Here is a 17,411-nt window from a genome sequence, read left to right on the forward strand (position 1 = left end):
TCGTGGCCGAGCCGCGGGAGCCCGCACCCGGGGCGAGGACACCATGGAGGCACAGTGCGCTTGAGGGTGGAATTCACCACCGAGCCGTTCGATCTCGACGAGGCGCCCACCCACGCGGTGGTGGCCCGCGAGGTGATCCAGGCCGCCGAGCTGGACGCCGTCGACGTCGGCCCCTTCGGCAACACCGCGGAAGGGGGCGCGGACGAGGTGCTCACCGCCGTGGACGCGCTGCTGCGCCAGTCCCTGGCCTCGGGCGCCACCCGGGTCTCGCTCCAGGTGAACGTGATCGAGGGGGACGTGTCATGACCGATTCCGTCGATCACCCCCCGACGGCAGCCGCCGATAACACCTCGGCAACGGCCGATCATCCCCTCGTCTCCGCCGTCAAGCCGCTCGTCGACGCGATGGGCGCCGAGCTGCTGGTCCCCGAGCAGGCCCAGCCGGACGACGTGGTGCTCGCCTGGGAGGGCCGGGACGTCATAGCCGTACGCCTGCCCCAGCTTTCCGACTCGCTGGACCACATCCTCGCCGCGATGGAGCGACGGCACGGGATGCCGCTCGCCGACCTGGACCGCAAGGCCAAGCAGGGCGTCGTCCGGACGCTGGAGGCACGCGGTGCCTTCTCCGTACGGCATGGCGTGGAGACCGTGGCCGGCGCCCTGGGCGTCTCCCGGTTCACCGTGTACAACTATCTGAACCGGGAACATTCGGCCAAGGGTGAGTAGTTGGCCGAACCCGCCGAACACACAGGAAAGCCGCCGTCCGCATGCCGGGACGGCGGCTTTCTTCGTTCGCGAGATTTCAACAAAGTGTTGACGTCGTGTTGCGGAGGGCGTTAGCTATCCGCAGCCCGAACAACGCACAGCGAAAAACAGCCACGGAGGCTCCCGTGACTTCGAGCTCCACACCGGGCCTCACCCGGTTCAACACCCTGGCGGACGGCGAGGCCACTCCCGCACTGCACGAGGTGTGTGCCAGTGCGACCTGGGGAAACACCATCCTCGCCGGGCGTCCGTACACCACCGAAGAAGCCCTGCTCGCCGCGAGCGACGCCGCCATGGCGCAGCTCACCGCGGCGGATCTGGCCGAAGCGATGGCCGGCCACCCGCCGATCGGCCGCCCGAAGCCCGGCGACCCGACCTCCTCCCGCGAGCAGCGGGGGATGGCCGGCGCCTCCGAGGAGCTCAAGACCGAGATGCTCGAACTGAACCTGGCCTACCAGGAACGGTTCGGACATGTCTTCCTGATCTGCGCCACCGGCGCCACCGGTGAGCAGATGCGCGACGCGGTGAAGTCCCGGATCGGGAACTCGCCCGAGCAGGAGCAGGAGATCGTGCGCACCGAACTGGGCAAGATCAACCGCATCCGGCTGACCCGTCTCGTGACGGAGACCCTCGCAGAGGGCGCTTCCGCACAGGACTCTTGAGATCTAGGAGAGTGACGGTCTTGAGTACCGACACGACCGCATCGGTGTCCACCCACATCCTGGACACCAGCATCGGCCGCCCCGCCGCGTCCGTCGCCGTCTCGCTCGCCGCCCGCAGCGGAAGCGACGCGCCGTACGTGACGCTCGGAGCGTCCGCGACCGATGCGGACGGGCGCTGCAAGGACCTCCCGGCACTGCCGGAGGGAACGACCCATGTGCGTCTCGACTTCGACACCGAGACGTACTTTTCCAAGAAGCAAGCCGAGGCGCAGCAGGACGCCCCCCGCGTAAGGGACAGCGGCGCGTTCTTCCCGGAGGTGACCATCGCGTTCGCGGTCGTCCCGGGCGAGCACTATCACGTACCGCTGCTGCTCAACCCGTTCGGCTACTCCGTTTACCGAGGGAGCTAGCACCGACATGCCCACGATTCTCGGCCAGAACCAGTACGGCAAAGCAGAGAACCGCGTCGTCAAGATCGTGCGGGACGGCGACACCCACCACATCAAGGACCTGAACGTCTCGGTCGCCCTCTCCGGCGACATGGACGACGTGCACTACTCCGGCTCCAACGCCAACGTCCTGCCGACCGACACCACCAAGAACACGGTGTTCGCGTTCGCCAAGGAGCACGGGATCGAGTCCGCCGAGCAGTTCGGCATCCACCTCGCCCGGCACTTCGTCTCCTCGCAGGAGCCGATCCACCGCGCCCGGATCCGGATCGAGGAGTACAGCTGGGAGCGCATCGCGACCTCCGACGGCAACTCGAAGTTCATCGGGGCCGACGAGGTCAAGCACTCCTTCGTCCGCAAGGGCCAGGAGACCCGCGTCTCCCAGATCACCTACGACGGCGAGAACTGGGAAGTCATCTCGGGTCTCAAGGACCTCACGGTGATGAACTCGACCAACTCCGAGTTCTGGGGCTACGTCAAGGACCGGTACACGACGCTCAAGGAGGCGTACGACCGCATCCTGGCGACGGACGTCTCGGCCCGCTGGCGCTACAACTGGACCAGCGACGAGCAGCGCATGCCGAACTGGGAGAAGTCCTACGAGCAGGCGCGCAAGCACATGCTCCACGCCTTCGCCGAGACGTACTCCCTCTCGCTCCAGCAGACCCTGTACCAGATGGGTTCGCGCATCATCAACAGCCGCAGCGAGATCGACGAGATCCGCTTCTCGCTGCCGAACAACCACCACTTCCTGGTGGACCTCGAACCGTTCGGCCTCAAGAACGACAATGAGGTCTACTTCGCGGCGGACCGTCCCTACGGTCTGATCGAGGCCACCGTTCTCCGGGACGGCGTCGAGCCGAAGATCCCGGTCGACATGACCAACCTCTGACGCGGCACTGAACCGGCCCCCGCCCGGCCACAGACGGGCGGGGGCCGGTCATCCCGGAGGGAACATCCATGGCACAGCCTGCAACGGGGCCGGCAGAAGGCCCGTGTACCACCTCACCGACCACCGCCGCCGACACGGCGGTTCACCCGGTCGACGAGAAGCTTCCTCCCGCGCGGCTCGTCCCCGCCGCACTCCAGCACATCGCCGCCATGTACGCGGGCGTCGTCACCCCTCCGCTGATCATCGGCCAGGCCGTCGGCCTGGACGCCGCCGGCATGACCCGGCTCATCGCCGCGAGCCTCCTGATCGCCGGACTCGCCACCATCCTGCAGACCGTCGGCCTCGGCCGCTTCGCCGGCAACCGGCTCCCCTTCGTCAACGCCGCCTCCTCCGCCGGGATCGCGCCGATGCTCGCCATCGCCGAGACCAGCGCACCGGGCCACCAACTCCCCGCGATCTACGGAGCGGTGCTCGTCGCCGGCGTCTTCTGTCTGACGGTCGGCCCCTTCTTCGGCCGACTGCTGCGCTTCTTCCCGCCGCTCGTCACCGGCGTGGTCATCACCCTCATCGGCGTCACCCTCATGCCGGTCCCGGTCGCCTGGGCGCAGGGCGGCGACGCCACCGCCGCCGACTTCGGCGCCATGAAGTACCTGGCGCTGGCCGCCTTCACGCTCGTCGTCATCCTGCTCATCCAGCGGTTCGGCCGCGGCTTCCTCAAGCAAGTGGCCCTGCTCATGGGCATGTTCGTCGGCACGCTGGCCGCGATCCCGTTCGGACTCGCCGACTTCTCCGCGCTGAAGTCCGCACCGCTCGCCGCCCTGCCGACCCCCTTCGCTTTCGGCGCGCCGGAGTTCCACCCCGCCGCGATCCTCTCGCTCTGCATCGTCATGCTCGTCCTGATGACGGAGTCCTCGGCCGGGATGCTGGCCCTCGGCGAGATCTGCGACCGCCGCACCGACGGCCGCACGATCACCCGGGGCCTGCGGACGGACGGCATCGCCACCCTGCTCGGCCCGGTCTTCGGCGGATTCCCGACCAGCGCCTTCGCCCAGAACGTCGGCGTCGTCTCGCTGACCCGCGTACGCAGCCGGTACGTCGTCGCCGCGGCGGGCGGCGCCCTGCTGGTCCTCGGCGCCTTCCCGGTGCTCGGCGCGGTCGTCTCGCTCGTCCCGATGCCCGTCCTCGGCGGCGCCGGCATCGTCCTCTTCGGCTCCATCGCGGTCAGCGGCATCCGTACGCTCTCCGAGGCCGGCCTGGACGACAGCTCCAACATCATCCTGGTGGCCGTCGCCCTCGGCGCGGGCATCATCCCGCTCGCCGCGCCCACCTTCTACGCCGGATTCCCGGCCTGGGCGCAGACCGTCCTCGGCTCCGGGATCAGCGCGGGAGCACTGGTCGCGGTCGTGCTCAACCTGTTCTTCCACCATCTCGGCACCCACAGCCGCACCGCTGTGGCACTCAAATCCTCCTAGGGTCCTGCCGTGCCCACATCGCCACAGAGAGAAGAAGGAAGCACCATGGCAGCTTCGGCAGACCCTCAGCGCATCATCATCGAGAACTGTTCGATCGCCACCGTCGACGCCCACGACACGGAGTACGCGTCCGGGTACATCGTCGTGGCGGACAACCGCATCGAGTCCGTCGGCGCCGGCAAGGCGCCGGAGGGCCTGGCCGGAGTCGTCCGCCGCATCGACGGCACCGGGCACCTCGCGACGCCCGGCCTGGTCAACACCCACCACCACTTCTACCAGTGGATCACCCGGGGCCTGGCCACCGACCACAACCTCTTCAACTGGCTGGTCGCCCTCTACCCGACCTGGGCGCGCATCGACGAGCCGATGGCCCGCGCCGCCGCGCAGGGCTCGCTGGCCATGCTGGCCCGGGGCGGCGTCACCACCGCCATGGACCACCACTACGTCTTCCCGAAGGGCTCCGGCGACCTGTCCGGCGCGATCATCGGGGCCGCCCGCGAGATGGGCGTACGGTTCACCCTCGCCCGGGGCTCCATGGACCGCAGCGAGAAGGACGGCGGCCTGCCGCCGGACTTCGCCGTCGAGACCCTGGAGGGCGCGCTCGCCGCCACCGAGGCGACGATCGACGCCCACCACGACGCCTCCTTCGACGCGATGACACAGATCGCCGTCGCGCCCTGCTCGCCGTTCTCGGTCTCCACCGAACTGATGCGCCAGGGCGCCGAGTTGGCCCGCCGTAAGAACGTACGGCTGCACACGCACGGTTCGGAGACCGTCGAGGAGGAGCAGTTCTGCAAGGAGCTGTTCGGGATGGGCCCGACCGACTACTTCGAGTCCACCGGCTGGCTCGGCAACGATGTGTGGATGGCGCACTGCGTCCACATGAACGACTCCGACATCGCCGCCTTCGCCCGTACGGGAACCGGCGTCGCCCACTGCCCGTCCTCCAACGCCCGCCTCGCCGCCGGCATCGCCCGGGTCCCCGACATGCTCGCCGCCGGCGTACCTGTAGGCCTCGGCGTGGACGGCACCGCCTCCAACGAGTCCGGCGAACTCCACACCGAGCTGCGCAACGCGCTCCTCATCAACCGCCTCGGCGCCCACCGCGAGGCCGCCCTGAACGCCCGTCAGGCCCTGCGCCTCGGGACCTTCGGCGGGGCCCAGGTCCTGGGCCGCGCCGACCAGATCGGCTCCCTGGAGGCCGGCAAGCTCGCCGACCTCGTCCTGTGGAAGCTGGACACCCTGGCCCACTCCTCGATCGCCGACCCGGTGACCGCGCTCATCTTCGGCGCGGCCGCCCCGGTGACCCTCTCCCTCGTCGACGGCAAGCCGGTCGTCGAGGGCAACCACCTCACCACGGTGGACGAGGACGCCATCGCCCGCGTCACCCGCGACGAGGCCCGCCGCCTCGCGCAGATCGCCGCCGGGGCCTGATCCCGCGCGGTATCCCCGACCGGCCGGTCGAGGGGGACGGCCCGAGACCGGCCGCCGTGGACCCGAGCGGGGTCCACGGCAGCCGGTCCGGCGGACGCGCACCCCATGGTGCGCGCCCGCCGGACCGGTGAAGAACGCTGCCCGCACACACCCCCGTGCGAGCCCCCCCCGCACCCCCCTCTGCACCACCTGCACGACCTGCACCACCTGAGAGAGCCGCACCGCCGCACCACTTACGCACCACCTCCCTGAACCCCACGTCGCCGACGACGTGTAACCGACCGGAGGAACCGCCGTGGCCGCTGAGCCCAGGTTTCGCAAAGACGCAGATGCAGCCGCCCCCGACGCGACGGCCGACGCCGCCGCAGAAGAAGCGGGAGCCGACCGGAAACACCCGGTCGACGAAACCCTCCCTCCCCTGAAGATGTTCACCAGCGGCCTCCAGCACGTGGCCGCCATGTACGCGGGCGTGGTGGCCCCGCCGCTCATCGTGGGGCCGGCCGTCGGTCTCACCGCCAAGGAGACCGCCTTCCTGATGGGGGCGAGCCTGTTCACCGCGGGGATCGCCACGCTCCTCCAGACCATCGGCTTCTGGAAGGTCGGCGCCCGGCTGCCCTTCGTCAACGGCGTCTCGTTCGCCGGTGTCGCCCCGATGATCGCGATAGGCAAGGACCGGGGGCACGACGGGATAGCCGTCATCTTCGGCGCGATCATCGTCGCGAGCCTGCTCGGCTTCTTCGTCGCCCCGTACTTCGGCAAACTGGTCCGCTTCTTCCCGCCCGTCGTCACCGGCACCGTGATCACGCTGATCGGCATATCGCTCCTCCCGGTCGCCTTCAACTGGTCCCAGGGCGGCAACGCCACGGCGGACGACTACGGTTCGATGACCAACATCACCATGGCCGCCGTGACCCTGGTGATCGTGCTGGCCATGCGCAAGCTGCTGCGGGGCTTCCTCCAGCAGATCGCGATCCTGCTCGGTCTGGTCATCGGCACCCTGATCGCCATCCCGGCCGGCATCACCGACTTCGGCGCCATCAAGGACGCGGATGTCGTGGGCTTCCCGACGCCGTTCGCCTTCGGCGCCCCGCAGTTCGAGATCGCCGCCATCATCTCCATGTGCATCGTGATGCTGGTCTGTATGACCGAGTCCACCGCGGACATGCTGGCCCTCGGCAAGATCGTCGGCCGCCCGGCCGACGAGAAGATCATCGAGGGCGGTCTGCGCGCCGACACCCTCGGCAGCGCCATCAGCCCGCTCTTCAACGGGTTCATGTGCAGCGCCTTCGCCCAGAACGTCGGCCTCGTCGCCATGACCAAGATCCGCAGCCGCTTCGTCGTCGCGGTGGGCGGCGCGATCCTGATCGTCCTCGGACTGGTCCCGGTCGCCGCCTCGGTCATCGCGCTCGTACCGCTGCCGGTGCTCGGCGGCGCGGGCATCGTCCTGTTCGGCACGGTGGCGGCCAGCGGCATCCAGACCCTGGCCACCGCCGCCCTGGAGAAGGGCGAGAACGCCCTGATCGTGGCGGCGGCCGTCGGCATCGGTCTGATCCCGATCGCCGCGCCGCAGTTCTACCACGCCTTCCCCGAGGACCTGCTGGTCGTCCTCGACTCGGGCATCTCCACCGGCTGCGTGGTGGCGATCGTGCTGAACCTCGCCTTCAACCACTTCGGCCGCAAGCCCGACGCGGAGGACGAGGAGCAGGCGAACGGCGAGCACGTGGTGCCGGCCGCCACGGGGGTCGGCGTCCACTGACGTATCCGCTCGCAGCCCGGTGAAGCCCCGTGCCCCCGCACGGGGCTTCGGCCGTGTTCCGGCTCCGGCGGCGTCAGCCCTTCTCGATCCGGTAGGCGTCCCCGTACACCTTCCACCGCAACGGCGTCTCCAGTCCGAGCTTCCCCTCCCGTACGAAGACCCGCTGGGCGGTCTCCACCCGGCTGGTGTCGGTGTGCGAGGTCTCCTTGCCGATCGCGGCGACCCGGGCGTCGAGGAACGCGTTCAGATACGCCTTCTCGTCGCCGCCCCGCGCGGGCGTCCGGGCCGCCGCCATCGCATCGCGGCGCATCGTGCGGAACCCGACCGAGCCCTCCGTGTCGCCCTCGCCGTGCATCACGTACGCGTCGTAGTAGATGAACTGCCCGAGCGCGCCGAGCCCGTCCTTCTCGGCCCGCCCCACCGCCGGCCCGAAGTACAGGGCGTCGCGCTCCGCGTCCTGCGCCGCGCGGAAGGCGGGGTCCTCGGCCGCCTTCGCCCAGGCCCGGGTGAACGGCCCACCGAGCCCGGTGTGCGCGTCGCTGCCCTCCACCGCGCGCAGCGCCGGAAGGAACCGCTCCAGCGGATTGCCGGGGCGCGCCTTCGCGTACCGCTCCACGACCTCCGTCATGTCACCGGTGCCGGAACAGAACCCGATGATGCCCGCCGTGTACCCCCGGCTGTCCCCGATGTCCTCGATGTACGGGTACTGCGCCTCCCAGTCCAGCGAGGAGTTCTCCGCGCTGGAGACCAGTCGCATCGCGATCCGCTTCTTCGCCGGGTCGTTCAGCCCCGCGTCCGCGGCGTCGGGCGCGGATCCGGAACATCCGGCCAGGGCGGCGGCCGTGAGGAGCGTGGCGGCGAGGGGCAGGCGCAGGGCCCGGACGAAGTGCTTCACCCGCCCAGCCTGCCAGGCCGGGGCCCCGGAGCGGACGGCCGCCCGTCGGCTGTAGCGTCAGGGGCATGGAAGATCAGTCTGTTGTGGATGTCGGCGATGTGCGCCTCGCGTACCGGACCTGGGGCGATGCGTTCGGCTCGCCCGTCGTGCTGCTGCACGGCCTCGGCGGTTCGGCCGCGAACTGGGAGGCGGCCGGCACCCTGCTGGGCCAGGAATGGCGGGTCTTCGCCCTGGACCTGCGCGGCCACGGTGAGAGCGACTGGCCCGACGACTACGGCCTGGACCTGATGGTCGAGGACGTCGTCGGCTTCCTCGACGAACTGGAACTGGACCGGGTCGGCCTCGTCGGCCACGGCATGGGCGGTGTCGTCGCCCGGCTGCTGGCGCAGGAGCACTCCGACCGGGTGGAGCGGCTGGTGCTGGTGGAGACCCCGGCCCCGTTCCCCGGCGACCCGGGTCCGGCGGGGCGGGCCGAGGGCCCGGTGGACTACGACGAGAACGCGGTGCCCGCCGTACGGGACCAGCTCGCCGACCCCGGACCGGACGCGGACGAGGGCCTCGGCGACATCGTGTCCCCGACGATGATCATCAGCGGGGGGCCGGAGAGCGCGATGGAGCAGCACCGCCAGGCGGACGTGGCCTCCCTGATCCCGGACTGCCGGCTGATCACGGTCCCGGGCGGCCACCGGATGCACGAGACCCGGGCGGACCAGGTGGCCGCGCACATCACGGAGTTCTTCACCAGCTGAGCCGTGTCCCGGCCACGCTCAGCCCTCCGGCCGCCAGTCCGGACGGCGGCCGCTGAGGCCGATCACCCGGTCGAGCAGCGGGGCGTCGTCCGGCACGGGGACGGGCGGCCCGAAGATCCCACCGCGGTCCGGATCGTCCTCGTCCGGGGCGAGCAGGACCGCGCAGGACCGCAGCTCGGCCTCCCCGGCCGCGTACGGCTGACCCGTCGAGCGGGCCAGGTCCCAGCCGTGGACGACGAGCTCATTGAGCGCGACGGCCCCGGCCACCTCGCCGGGCAGCTCCACTCCGCCGGCCCGGGTCATGCCGGTCCAGGCGTCGGGGGAGCGCCAGGCCACGGCCACCTCCTCCAGTTGCCGGGGCAACGCCTCACGCCAGTCGTCGTCGAGGACGGGGAGCGCGGCGTCCGGGGAGACGGCGGTGCTCGCGCCGAGATCCTTGCGGGCGGCGTCGCGGAAGGCGGCGGTCAGCCCGGTGAGGTGGCCGAGCAGCTCCCGTACGGCGTAGTCGGGGCAGGGGGTGGGGCCGTCCAGCCCCCCGTCGTCGACCGAACCGAGCAGCCCGGCGATCCGCCGGGCGGCCGGCTCCAGGTCGGGAAGGCCGGCGGCATCCGGCGCGGAGGTCTCATAGGTGTCCATACAGGGAAGACCCCTCCACCACCGAAAACTCATCGGCCGGAGGCTCGCCCGGCCCGCGCGACGGGTGGCGCAACCCGGCATATAGCGGAAGGTTCCCGGCCGGACTCTTGTCGGAGGCCCCCGCGCCATGTCATACAGGTCTGGACCATTGCTGTCCGGATGGAAGGCACCCCCGTGCAACGCCCCCACATATCTGCCGCGTTGACCTGTTCCGCCGCTCTGCTCCTCGCCACGCTCACCGCCTGCGGCGGCACCGCCGAAGCCGATACGCAGCCCCCCAGCACCCCTGAGGGCGTGACCGCTCAGGCCAGCAGTTCCACCTCGGTGCACGTCATGTGGGACCCCGCATCCGACAACAAGGCGATCGCCGGATACGAGGTCTACCGGGCGAAGACCAAGGTCAGATCCGTTCCGGCGACGAAGCACATGATCGACGTGGACGGGCTGAAGGCCGCGACGGACTACACCTTCACGGTCCGGTCCAAGGACGCCGCCGGAAACCTCTCCGCGCCCAGCAAGGCCATACCCGTCACCACACAGGCCACCCCGCCCAAGGACGACACGCCCCCCACCGTCCCCGCGAAGCTGGCCGGAACCGCCGAGGGCGGCCGCGCGGCCACCCTGACCTGGCAGCCGGCCAAGGACGACGTCGGGGTCACCTCGTACGACATCTACCAGGAGGGCTCCCGGATCCACAGCGTGCCGGGCACCGCGACCACGGCGAAGGTGACGGGCCTGCGCCCCGGGACCGTCTACACCTTCACCGTCCGGGCCCGGGACGCCTCCGACAAGTCCTCGCCCGACAGCAACGCCGTCGACCTCACCACCGCCCGGGCGGCCGGCGCCCCCGCGAGCACCGCCCCCACCGGTCTGCGCACCGAGGTCGGCAAGGAGGGTGCCGAGTTCACCCTCGATCTGTCCTGGGACCAGCCCGAGACGGGCGGAGTGATCCCCGCCTACCAGCTCTACCTGAACGGCAAACTGACCACCACCATCGTCTGGGGCGGCACGCCTCCGAAGGGCCGGGCCACCTACCGGCTGAACCTCCCGGACCCGGCGGGAACCCGCTATTCGGTGAAGCTCCGGGCCAAGCTTCCGGACGGCAAGTGGGGCGACTTCTCGGCCCAGCCCACGGTCGTCCTGACGGACTGACACCCGTCGCGGCATCCGCCTCCCCTGGCGTGCGGCTCCTCGCACCTTGTGGTCCATTGATCCCGGAAGGGGCAGCGGGCCGAAGGGCAAGAGGAGCGAAGGGGCAGCACCATGGACCGGGGAGACGGCCTGAGCACACGGGCCGACGCGCTGATGGACGGGCTGGTCGCCGACCTGGAACGGCCGACGGCCACCCCCTCCATCCCCTCCATCGCCTTCCCGGGCTTCCCGCCCGAGCCCGTCCGGCAGGCCCGCGCCAAGCTGAACCCCAAGGCGGTTCCGCACGCCCCGAACGAGCGGGTCCACTTCACGGAGCCGCGCTCGGCGGTGATCGCGGAGGCCGCGTTCCCGAGGGAGTACGCGAAGACGTACGGCGACACCGCGAAGCGCGCCGCTGCCGCAGGGGGCGGCGCATGAGCAGCGCGGCGGACACGAGACCGGCGCCGGAGGAAGAGCCCCCGGCCAGGAAGAAGTTCACCTTCCCCAGCGCGCTGACGATCCTCGCGGTCGTCACGCTGGCCGTCTGGGCCCTGGCCTTTCTGATCCCGTCCGGCGCCTACGAACGCAACGAGGACGGCGCGCCCGTCCAGGGCACGTACCACCGGGTCGACTCCGGCCAGAGCTTCGTCGACCGCCTCAACGACCTCTTCCTCTCCCCGGTCAACGGCCTCTACGGCGTCCAGGACGCGAAGACGGGCGAGGTCGGCCCCGACCTGGCCGGCGAACTGTACGGCAGCGCTGGCGTGTTCCTGTTCGTGCTGGCCATCGGCGCGTTCATCACCGTGGTGTTCGCCACCGGAGCCCTGGACCGGGGCATCGGCCGCCTCGCACACCGGCTGCGCGACCGGGGAGCGCTGCTCATCGCCGGGGTGATGCTGGTCTTCGCCCTGCTCGGCACGGTCGAGGGCTTCGCGGAGGAGACGCTCGGCTTCTACGGCCTGATCATCCCGCTGATGCTGGCCCTCGGCTACGACCGCATGGTGGCCGTCGGCACGATCATCCTGGGCGCGGGCATCGGCGTGCTCTGCTCGACGGTGAACCCCTTCGCCACCGGAGTCGCCTCCTCGGCCGCCGATATCTCGCTCGGTGACGGCATCGTGCTGCGCGCGATCATGTGGGTGGCCCTGACGGCGGTGACCATCGCCTACGTCGTCCGGTACGCGGGCCGCGTCCGCGAGAACCCCGACCGCTCGCTCTCCGGCTTCCTCCCCGGCGACCGCGAACACAACGCGGCGGACGCGGACGAACCCCCGGAGCTGACGCGGCTGCACCAGATCGTCCTGGTCCTGGTCGGCCTGGTCTTCGCCTTCATGATCTTCTCGGTCGTCCCCTGGTCCAGCGCCCTCACCGGCGACGCCGACGCCACCCCGTACGGCTTCGAACTCGGCTGGTCCTTCCCCCATCTGGCGGCCCTGTTCCTGGTCGCGGCGGTCCTGGTGGGCGTCGTCGCCCGGTTCGGCGAGCAGCGGCTCAGCGCGACGATCATCCAGGGCGCGGCCGACTTCATCTCCCCGGCCCTGGTCATCGTGCTCGCCCGCGGTGTCACGGTCATCATGAACAACTCGCAGATCACCGACACCGTGTTGCACTCGATCGAGGGCGTGGTCTCGGGCACCTCCTCGGCGCTCTTCGCGGTCTTCGTCTTCATCGTCAATCTGCCCCTCGCCTTCCTCATCCCCTCCACCTCCGGCCACGCCACCCTGGCGATGCCGATCCTGGCCCCGCTCGCCGACTTCGCGGGCGTCTCCCGCGCCGTGGTCGTCACGGCCTGGCAGGCGGCGAGCGGCTGGATGAACCTCTGGGTCCCGACGACGGCGGTCACCATCGGCGGGGTGGCGCTGGCGAAGGTCAGCTACGACACGTACCTCCGGTTCGTCTGGCCGTTGCTGGCCATCCTGTCCGCTCTGATCTGCGGGTTCGTGGCGCTGGGGGCGGTGTGGACGTGAGGGGCCTCGTCTACTCTGGATCATCGGTCGTGGTCCGAGAGGGGCGGGGAGATGCGAGGCGCACGAAGTGGCTTGTCCGGTCTGCTGGTTGTGGGAATTCTGGCCGTGACGGGATGCAGTACGGGGGAGGCGGACGACGGTGCCCCGAAAGACGGCAAGGACGGCCGGAGCACAGCGTCGAAGCCCGCCGAGAAGCCGGAGGCGAAGGCGTACGAGGCGCCGGTGAAGTTCGCCGCGAAGGCCACGGGCGATGGGCTCGCCCAGTACGGGCCCTGGCTGAATTCGGTGTTGGCCGGGCGCTATCTCTTCACCCGGAGCGTCGAGGACCTCCGGATCACGGACGTGGCCACCGGACAGGAGGCGGGGCCGCGCCTGAAGCCGGAGAACCCGGCCGGGCGGGTGTACGCGGGCGCGTTCGACTGGGACACGGACCGGGAGGACGCCCTGGCCCCGTTCGTACTGGAGCGGTCGGACGGCCCGCCGCTCGTCCTCGTCCCCTACCACGTGGCCAAGGAGGGCCGTGGCACCACCGCCTCCCAGCAGCTCATCGAACTCCTGGTCGTCGACTCCGGCACCGGCGAGCTGCGCAGCCGGCTGGAGACCCCGCTGGTGGCGGACGCGTACCGGGGCCGGTCCACGGCCGTACGCGTCGTGGGCGCGCAGGACGGCACGGTGGCGGTCTCACTGCGCGTGCACGACCGGCGGTCCTCCTCTCCCAACGCGGTCAGGGAGACCTTCGGCGTCGACCTGAGCGACCCCGACCGGCCCAGGACCACCTGGAAGAAGGCGGGCTTCGAGGCGTACACCGTCGCCGGAGGAAACGCGGTGGGCGCGGAGGCCGACACCGGCCTGCAGTACAAGGTGCTGACGGCCGTGAGCATGAAGGACGGCGAAACGGTGTGGCAGGACCGCACCTATGAGCGCAGCGCGGGCATGAACCCCGAACTCCAGGCGCAGTGGACGACGCCCGCGGGGCCCGACCGGATCATCACGACGAAGGTGACGCACAGCGGCCTCGTCACCTCCACCGCTCAGCTGCTCCTCGTGGACGCGGCGACGGGCAAGCAGCGGCCGCTGTCCGGCAAGAAGCGGCCCGTGCACTGCCGTTACGACGGCACCTCGGTCGTGGTGTGCGGCCCGCACCCCGGTGCGAGCAGGGCCCCGAAGGAGGTCTTCGCGCTCGATGCCCCGAGCGGAAGGATCCTGTGGGAGCTGCCCGACAGCGCGGCCGGTCGCATCGCCCCCGACGTCACCGCCGTCCGGCACGGCCGGGTCTACGCCGAGACCTCCTCGGGCCCGGTGGTCCTGGACGCGCGCAGCGGGGAGGACATCGAACTCGATCCGGGCATCGCGCCGGTGGTCGTGAACGAGTACGCGGGACTGGCGGCCCGGTCGCGCGGCTCCGGCTCGGGCCGGACGTCGGAGCCGGTGTGGGATCTGTCGCTGCATCGGACCCGCGGCTGAACCCGCCCGCAGACGAGAACCGCCCCCGGCGCTGTGCGGTGCCGGGGGCGGTGGTGTCTCGCGTACGTCGTGACGGGTCAGCGCAGCTGCTCGTACGCGGGCAGCGTCAGGAAGTCCGCGTAGTCCTGGTCCAGCGAGACCTGGAGCAGGAGGTCGTGGGCCTGCTGCCACTTGCCGGCGGTGAAGGTGTCCTCGCCGATCTCCTCGCGGATCGCGGCCAGTTCCTCGGCGGCGACCTTGCGGGCCAGGTCCGCCGTGGCGTGTTCGCCGTTCTCGAAGACCACGTCCGCGTTGATCCACTGCCAGATCTGCGAGCGGGAGATCTCGGCGGTGGCCGCGTCCTCCATCAGGTTGAAGATGGCGACCGCGCCCAGGCCGCGCAGCCAGGCCTCGATGTAGCGGATGCCGACCGCGACGGCGTTGCGCAGGCCGTCGTAGGTGGGCTTGGCGTCGAGGGTGTCGATGGCGATCAGGTCGCCGGGGGCCACCGAGACGTCCTCGCGCAGCCGGTCCTTCTGGTTGGGCTTCTCGCCGAGGACCGCGTCGAAGGAGGCCAGGGCGATCGGGACGAGGTCGGGGTGGGCGACCCAGGAGCCGTCGAAGCCGTCGTGCGCCTCGCGGTCCTTGTCCGCCTTGACCTTCTCGAAGGCCACCTTGTTGACCTCGGCGTCGCGGCGCGAGGGGATGAAGGCGGCCATGCCGCCGATCGCGTGCGCGCCGCGCTTGTGGCAGGTGCGGACCAGGAGTTCGGTGTACGCCCGCATGAACGGGGCGGTCATCGTCACCGCGTTGCGGTCCGGGAGGACGAACTTGGCCCCGCCGTCACGGAAGTTCTTGACGATGGAGAACAGGTAGTCCCAGCGGCCGGCGTTGAGCCCGGCGGCGTGGTCGCGCAGCTCGTAGAGGATCTCCTCCATCTCGTACGCGGCGGTGATCGTCTCGATCAGGACGGTGGCGCGGACCGTGCCCTGCGGGATGGAGACGTAGTCCTGGGCGAAGACGAAGATGTCGTTCCAGAGGCGGGCCTCCAGGTGCGACTCCGTCTTGGGGAGGTAGAAGTAGGGCCCCTTGCCGAGGTCGATCAGGCGCTGGGCGTTGTGGAAGAAGTAGAGGCCGAAGTCGACCAGCGCGCCGGGCACGGAGACGCCGTCCAGCTGGAGATGGCGCTCCTCCAGGTGCCAGCCGCGCGGGCGCATGACGACCGTGGCGAGGTCCTCGGCGGACTTCAGCGCGTACGACTTGCCGGACTTCGGGTCGGTGAAGTCGATGCGGCGCTCGTAGGCGTCGGTCAGGTTGAGCTGGCCGAGGACGACGTTCTCCCACGTGGGGGCGGACGCGTCCTCGAAGTCGGCGAGCCAGACCCTCGCGCCCGAGTTCAGGGCGTTGATGGTCATCTTGCGGTCGGTCGGACCGGTGATCTCCACCCGGCGGTCGTTCAGCGCGGCCGGAGCCGGTGCGACCTTCCAGGAGTCGTCCGCGCGGATCGCCGCCGTCTCGGGCAGGAAGTCCAGCGTGGAGGTGCGGGCGATCTCGGCGCGGCGCTCACCGCGCCGGGCGAGCAGCTCATTGCGGCGCGGGGTGAACTGCCGGTGCAGTTCGGCCACGAACGCGAGGGCCGCGTCGGTCAGGACCTCTTCCTGCCGGGGCAGGGGCTCGGCATCGACGATGGCCAGCGTGGACGGCGCTGGTGCGGACATGAGCTGTCACTCCTTCAGCGGGCGGCGGCGTCTCATGGCCGCCGGGTCGCCTGAGACGGCACGGCGTGCCATGGCTCCGAGATACGGCCGTGGGCGCCGTCTGAGGTTCAGAGGGCTTCTGACCAGTGGATAGTAGTTTCCTCATGGTGGAAGTTCAATGGTTTGTTGATGTCGAGATTCTCCGGGTCGACAGAAATGGGCCGGTGGCGGCGCAGCGTGCCAGCGCGGCCACGGACTGTTCCCGCCGTTCCCGCCGTTCCCGCTGTTCCGGCTGTTTCGGCTGTTTCGCGGCGAGCGGTCCCTCCGGTCACTCCAGGTGCTTCAGATCCTGCGAGGTGTCGATGTCGTACGCCTCGGCCACATCCGAACACTCCACGAGCGTGATCGCATCGCGGTGCTCCCGCAGATATGCCCGCGCGCCCTGGTCGCCCACCGCCCCCGCCGCGATGTCCGTCCACCGGTCGGCCCCGAACAGCACCGGATGGCCCCGCTCCCCGCCGTACGAAGCGGCCGCCAGGCTCGCCCGCGAGCGGTACGCCAGACGCACCCGCGCCACCGCCTCCGCCCCGATCCCCGGCTGATCGACCAGGAGGACGAGCGCCGCGTCCGCGTCCGTCGCGCTCAGGGCGGCCAGGCCCAGCCGGAGCGAGGAGCCCATGCCCTCCTCCCAGTCCGGGTTCACCACGACCGCGCAGCCGGAGAGATCCGCGCGGGCCATCACCTCGTCGGCCGCCGCGCCCAGCACCACATGCAGCGGGCCGCAGCCCCCGTTGCGCAGGGAGCGCACCGCGTGCTCGACCAGCGGGCGGCCCCGGTGCTCCAGCAGCGCCTTCGGGCGGCCGCCGAGCCGGCGCCCCCCTCCGGCGGCCAGCAGCACCCCCGCGACCTTGGGGTTCTTCGCCTGGGAACGCGTGTTCGTAGTCATGTCCGTAACCATGGGGTCTGGATACCACTGAGCCCTTCGCACACGCGACACGCATGTCACCCTCAGGGGTAACCCTGATTTCTTTCCGTGGGCTGGCGCGCACTGCCTGTCATGGCGTTAACTTGCGGGCGAACCCGGGGACTTGGCCACCGCCCGGGATTCGGGGGTCACACCGGCACAAGGACGTGCGAGGGGGAGTGCTGTGTTGCGAAGCGTGGGGCAGAAGCGGCTGACCGGCAGCGGCGAGGACCCGAGAGTGGCCGAGCTGCGGATCGCCGTCTCCCGGCTCCGCCGGGAACTGGCCGGGCTCCGGACCGAATTCCCGGACCGGCCGATCGCCGAGGACGAGCTGGCGGCCCTGGACGAGATGGCCGTCAGCGGCGTGCCGGAGATCCCCCGGATGCGCCGTTCCCTGCTGCTGATCGCGGGGGCGATCGGCTCGGTGAGCGCGGTGGCCGCCGCCCTGCGCGAGGTGCGCAACGCGGTGGACCTCTTCGGGGAGCCCCCGCGCGGCTGAT

The 17,411-nt window shown here is 70.7% G+C and carries 18 protein-coding genes; 14 read left to right on the forward strand and 4 right to left on the reverse strand.

The features are described from left to right. Nucleotides 1-54: 54 nt before the first annotated feature. From ACIQPT_RS18580 to ACIQPT_RS18615, 8 genes are all read left to right on the forward strand, one after another. Nucleotides 55-306, forward strand: a complete 252-nt coding sequence (locus ACIQPT_RS18580; protein ID WP_401156963.1) for a thiamine-binding protein — start codon at nucleotides 55-57, stop codon at nucleotides 304-306. Beyond that, entirely contained in the window at nucleotides 303-725 is a 423-nt protein-coding gene (locus ACIQPT_RS18585; protein ID WP_401156964.1) for a helix-turn-helix domain-containing protein, read from the forward strand. The genes ACIQPT_RS18580 and ACIQPT_RS18585 overlap by 4 nt, the downstream gene beginning before the upstream one ends. A gap of 164 nt (nucleotides 726-889) precedes the next feature. Further along, nucleotides 890-1,426 carry a 2-oxo-4-hydroxy-4-carboxy-5-ureidoimidazoline decarboxylase gene (gene uraD / locus ACIQPT_RS18590; RefSeq protein WP_401156965.1) on the forward strand — a complete coding sequence of 179 codons (537 nt, stop codon included), beginning with the start codon at nucleotides 890-892 and terminating at the stop codon, nucleotides 1,424-1,426. A gap of 20 nt (nucleotides 1,427-1,446) precedes the next feature. After that, nucleotides 1,447-1,836, forward strand: a complete 390-nt coding sequence (gene uraH / locus ACIQPT_RS18595) for a hydroxyisourate hydrolase (RefSeq protein WP_018514694.1) — start codon at nucleotides 1,447-1,449, stop codon at nucleotides 1,834-1,836. 7 nt (nucleotides 1,837-1,843) lie between these two features. Then, on the forward strand, nucleotides 1,844-2,767 hold the full coding sequence (pucL, locus tag ACIQPT_RS18600) for a factor-independent urate hydroxylase (RefSeq protein WP_329161286.1): 924 nt from the start codon (nucleotides 1,844-1,846) through the stop codon (nucleotides 2,765-2,767). Nucleotides 2,768-2,835: 68 nt separating this feature from the next. Next, nucleotides 2,836-4,239, forward strand: a complete 1,404-nt coding sequence (locus ACIQPT_RS18605; RefSeq protein ID WP_401156966.1) for a nucleobase:cation symporter-2 family protein — start codon at nucleotides 2,836-2,838, stop codon at nucleotides 4,237-4,239. A gap of 45 nt (nucleotides 4,240-4,284) precedes the next feature. Next, nucleotides 4,285-5,673: an 8-oxoguanine deaminase gene (locus tag ACIQPT_RS18610; protein WP_401156967.1), complete on the forward strand. Its 1,389-nt coding sequence runs from the start codon at nucleotides 4,285-4,287 to the stop codon at nucleotides 5,671-5,673. A 295-nt stretch (nucleotides 5,674-5,968) separates the two neighbouring features. Beyond that, nucleotides 5,969-7,429 carry a nucleobase:cation symporter-2 family protein gene (locus ACIQPT_RS18615; RefSeq protein ID WP_401156968.1) on the forward strand — a complete coding sequence of 487 codons (1,461 nt, stop codon included), beginning with the start codon at nucleotides 5,969-5,971 and terminating at the stop codon, nucleotides 7,427-7,429. Nucleotides 7,430-7,502: 73 nt separating this feature from the next. Here the strand turns inward: ACIQPT_RS18615 and ACIQPT_RS18620 are convergent, their stop codons facing one another. Further along, on the reverse strand, nucleotides 7,503-8,324 hold the full coding sequence (locus tag ACIQPT_RS18620; protein WP_401156969.1) for a chitosanase: 822 nt from the start codon (nucleotides 8,322-8,324) through the stop codon (nucleotides 7,503-7,505). Nucleotides 8,325-8,389: 65 nt separating this feature from the next. Here ACIQPT_RS18620 and ACIQPT_RS18625 point away from each other — a divergent pair, with 65 nt between their 5' ends. After that, nucleotides 8,390-9,073 carry an alpha/beta fold hydrolase gene (locus ACIQPT_RS18625; RefSeq protein WP_103532689.1) on the forward strand — a complete coding sequence of 228 codons (684 nt, stop codon included), beginning with the start codon at nucleotides 8,390-8,392 and terminating at the stop codon, nucleotides 9,071-9,073. Nucleotides 9,074-9,091: 18 nt separating this feature from the next. On the opposite strand, the gene ACIQPT_RS18630 is transcribed toward ACIQPT_RS18625, so the two are convergent. Beyond that, nucleotides 9,092-9,709: a TIGR03086 family metal-binding protein gene (locus ACIQPT_RS18630; protein ID WP_401156970.1), complete on the reverse strand. Its 618-nt coding sequence runs from the start codon at nucleotides 9,707-9,709 to the stop codon at nucleotides 9,092-9,094. 159 nt (nucleotides 9,710-9,868) lie between these two features. Here ACIQPT_RS18630 and ACIQPT_RS18635 point away from each other — a divergent pair, with 159 nt between their 5' ends. The 4 genes from ACIQPT_RS18635 to ACIQPT_RS18650 all read left to right on the forward strand — a co-directional run bounded on the left by ACIQPT_RS18635 (nucleotide 9,869) and on the right by ACIQPT_RS18650 (nucleotide 14,271). Continuing rightward, nucleotides 9,869-10,861: a fibronectin type III domain-containing protein gene (locus ACIQPT_RS18635; RefSeq protein ID WP_401156971.1), complete on the forward strand. Its 993-nt coding sequence runs from the start codon at nucleotides 9,869-9,871 to the stop codon at nucleotides 10,859-10,861. Nucleotides 10,862-10,972: 111 nt separating this feature from the next. Next, nucleotides 10,973-11,278: a hypothetical protein gene (locus ACIQPT_RS18640; RefSeq protein WP_401156972.1), complete on the forward strand. Its 306-nt coding sequence runs from the start codon at nucleotides 10,973-10,975 to the stop codon at nucleotides 11,276-11,278. Then, nucleotides 11,275-12,807: a YfcC family protein gene (locus ACIQPT_RS18645; RefSeq protein WP_401156973.1), complete on the forward strand. Its 1,533-nt coding sequence runs from the start codon at nucleotides 11,275-11,277 to the stop codon at nucleotides 12,805-12,807. The genes ACIQPT_RS18640 and ACIQPT_RS18645 overlap by 4 nt, the downstream gene beginning before the upstream one ends. Before the next feature lie 105 nt (nucleotides 12,808-12,912). Beyond that, entirely contained in the window at nucleotides 12,913-14,271 is a 1,359-nt protein-coding gene (locus tag ACIQPT_RS18650) for a hypothetical protein (RefSeq protein WP_401156974.1), read from the forward strand. A gap of 77 nt (nucleotides 14,272-14,348) precedes the next feature. Here ACIQPT_RS18650 and aceB read toward each other — a convergent pair whose 3' ends face one another. Together aceB and ACIQPT_RS18660 are read right to left on the reverse strand one after the other, a co-directional pair. Beyond that, nucleotides 14,349-15,968, reverse strand: a complete 1,620-nt coding sequence (gene aceB / locus ACIQPT_RS18655; RefSeq protein ID WP_401156975.1) for a malate synthase A — start codon at nucleotides 15,966-15,968, stop codon at nucleotides 14,349-14,351. A 307-nt stretch (nucleotides 15,969-16,275) separates the two neighbouring features. Next, nucleotides 16,276-16,905 (reverse strand): NTP transferase domain-containing protein, encoded by a 630-nt coding sequence (locus ACIQPT_RS18660; RefSeq protein WP_401156976.1) that lies wholly within the window; start codon nucleotides 16,903-16,905, stop codon nucleotides 16,276-16,278. Between the two features lie 202 nt (nucleotides 16,906-17,107). Here ACIQPT_RS18660 and ACIQPT_RS18665 point away from each other — a divergent pair, with 202 nt between their 5' ends. Next, the gene (locus ACIQPT_RS18665; RefSeq protein WP_401157149.1) at nucleotides 17,108-17,410 is read left to right on the forward strand and encodes a DUF5955 family protein; all 303 of its coding nucleotides are present in this window, start codon (nucleotides 17,108-17,110) and stop codon (nucleotides 17,408-17,410) included. Nucleotide 17,411 lies beyond the last annotated feature (1 nt).

This window comes from Streptomyces sp. NPDC091289 (genome assembly GCF_044757365.1).
Lineage (GTDB): Bacteria > Actinomycetota > Actinomycetes > Streptomycetales > Streptomycetaceae > Streptomyces.

Bases quoted from the DNA above. Each gene is read 5' to 3' on its own strand.
- ACIQPT_RS18585 (WP_401156964.1), top strand. From the start codon at position 303: ATGACCGATTCCGTCGATCACCCCCCGACGGCAGCCGCCGATAACACC.
- pucL (WP_329161286.1), top strand. From the start codon at position 1,844: ATGCCCACGATTCTCGGCCAGAACCAGTACGGCAAAGCAGAGAACCGC.
- ACIQPT_RS18605 (WP_401156966.1), top strand. From the start codon at position 2,836: ATGGCACAGCCTGCAACGGGGCCGGCAGAAGGCCCGTGTACCACCTCA.
- ACIQPT_RS18610 (WP_401156967.1), top strand. From the start codon at position 4,285: ATGGCAGCTTCGGCAGACCCTCAGCGCATCATCATCGAGAACTGTTCG.
- ACIQPT_RS18625 (WP_103532689.1), top strand. From the start codon at position 8,390: ATGGAAGATCAGTCTGTTGTGGATGTCGGCGATGTGCGCCTCGCGTAC.
- ACIQPT_RS18630 (WP_401156970.1), bottom strand. From the start codon at position 9,709: ATGGACACCTATGAGACCTCCGCGCCGGATGCCGCCGGCCTTCCCGAC.
- ACIQPT_RS18635 (WP_401156971.1), top strand. From the start codon at position 9,869: ATGGAAGGCACCCCCGTGCAACGCCCCCACATATCTGCCGCGTTGACC.
- ACIQPT_RS18640 (WP_401156972.1), top strand. From the start codon at position 10,973: ATGGACCGGGGAGACGGCCTGAGCACACGGGCCGACGCGCTGATGGAC.
- ACIQPT_RS18645 (WP_401156973.1), top strand. From the start codon at position 11,275: ATGAGCAGCGCGGCGGACACGAGACCGGCGCCGGAGGAAGAGCCCCCG.
- aceB (WP_401156975.1), bottom strand. From the start codon at position 15,968: ATGTCCGCACCAGCGCCGTCCACGCTGGCCATCGTCGATGCCGAGCCC.
- ACIQPT_RS18660 (WP_401156976.1), bottom strand. From the start codon at position 16,905: ATGGTTACGGACATGACTACGAACACGCGTTCCCAGGCGAAGAACCCC.